This is a genomic window from Lunatimonas salinarum, from assembly GCF_017811155.1.
GTDB classification, from domain to species: domain Bacteria; phylum Bacteroidota; class Bacteroidia; order Cytophagales; family Cyclobacteriaceae; genus Lunatimonas; species Lunatimonas salinarum.
On sequence record NZ_JACVCV010000078.1, the window covers coordinates 1 to 1,185 of the forward strand.

A 1,185-nucleotide genomic window follows, 5' to 3' on the forward strand; every position below is an offset into this window, starting at 1 on the left:
GTCCTTTTTAGTGCTCCGAGGGCTACCATTTCCGCAAGATCTCTGGTTGCAGTAGCGGGAGAAGTTTTGCTAATGCGAATGTAATTTTTGGCACTCAATCCACTTTTGAAACCCTCCGGTCCTTCCCGAAACAGCCGCAGCGCGACTTTGGACTGACGCTCATTCAACTTATTCCGGAATTCCTCAAAGTAGCGAGCCTTTTCCACAATAAATAGGATCAATTTCTGCACATTGACTTGGGCTTTCAATACCTCTTGAGAAAAATATACTAGCCAATCTGTCACTTCCAAAGAGCCATTGGCATGCTCCAAAGCCTGATAATATGCTTTTTTATTTCGCTCTATGGTACTTGAAAGTGACGTAATTAACGCATGTTTGGCTCCCATAGCCAAGGCTTTTTCCGCAATAGCTCGTCCGATTCGACCGTTTCCGTCTTCAAAAGGGTGAATCAATTCAAAATACAGGTGCGCCAATCCAGCATGAACCAATGTGGGCATTCCTTCGCTGAAAGCTCGATTAAACCAAAGAAGATAATTTTCCATCTCCTTTGGCACCTTATGTGATGGCGGTGCCTGATAAAAAACTTGAGGCGAATCTAACCTCCCCGATACAATCTGCATTGGATCTTTATGAATTCGGTAACCTCCTACTATTTCCAAATCAACCCTTCCGTTCATCATCATTTGATGCCAGGAGAATAGGCGCTCCTGGTCGAGTGGCTCGTTATAACTCTTAAAAAGGTCCACCATCATTCGGGAAACACCTGTTTCTTTGGGACCAGGCCTTCTTCCATCAGTCTGTAGGCCCAGCTGACCGCGGATGGATGATTGAACAGAATCTCTGTCCAATATCTCCCCTTCAATTTTAGATGTATCCAGCGCTTCATTGCTCAAAAGACTCACCTTTAATTCATCTGCATCGTCAGACGACACAGAACTAACTAAACCTAAAATCAAGCCCGTATTTCGATGAAATTCGCGTTCTAATTGAACGAATGCCGCAGGGTCAAATGTGAAGTTTGGCCAGTCCGCTCTCTTCCAAATCCATTGCATGAGCTATTGAAATTATTTCTATAGCTCAATAATACAAAAAAAATGAGTTATAGAATGATTTTCTATCCCTCAAAGTGAAAAACTTTGCGGAAAACAATGTCTCAAATTGCAAAGGAATTTGGGATTGGCAATG

Annotated in this window: 1 protein-coding gene; it reads right to left on the reverse strand. The window is 42.9% G+C overall.

Going from position 1 to position 1,185, the window contains the following annotated elements; genetic code table 11:
* Nucleotides 1-1,052, reverse strand: a 1,052-nt coding sequence (locus tag IAQ59_RS21960) for a Fic family protein (protein ID WP_209333003.1), incomplete at its 3' end; no start/stop codon positions are given.
* Nucleotides 1,053-1,185: the final 133 nt, after the last annotated feature.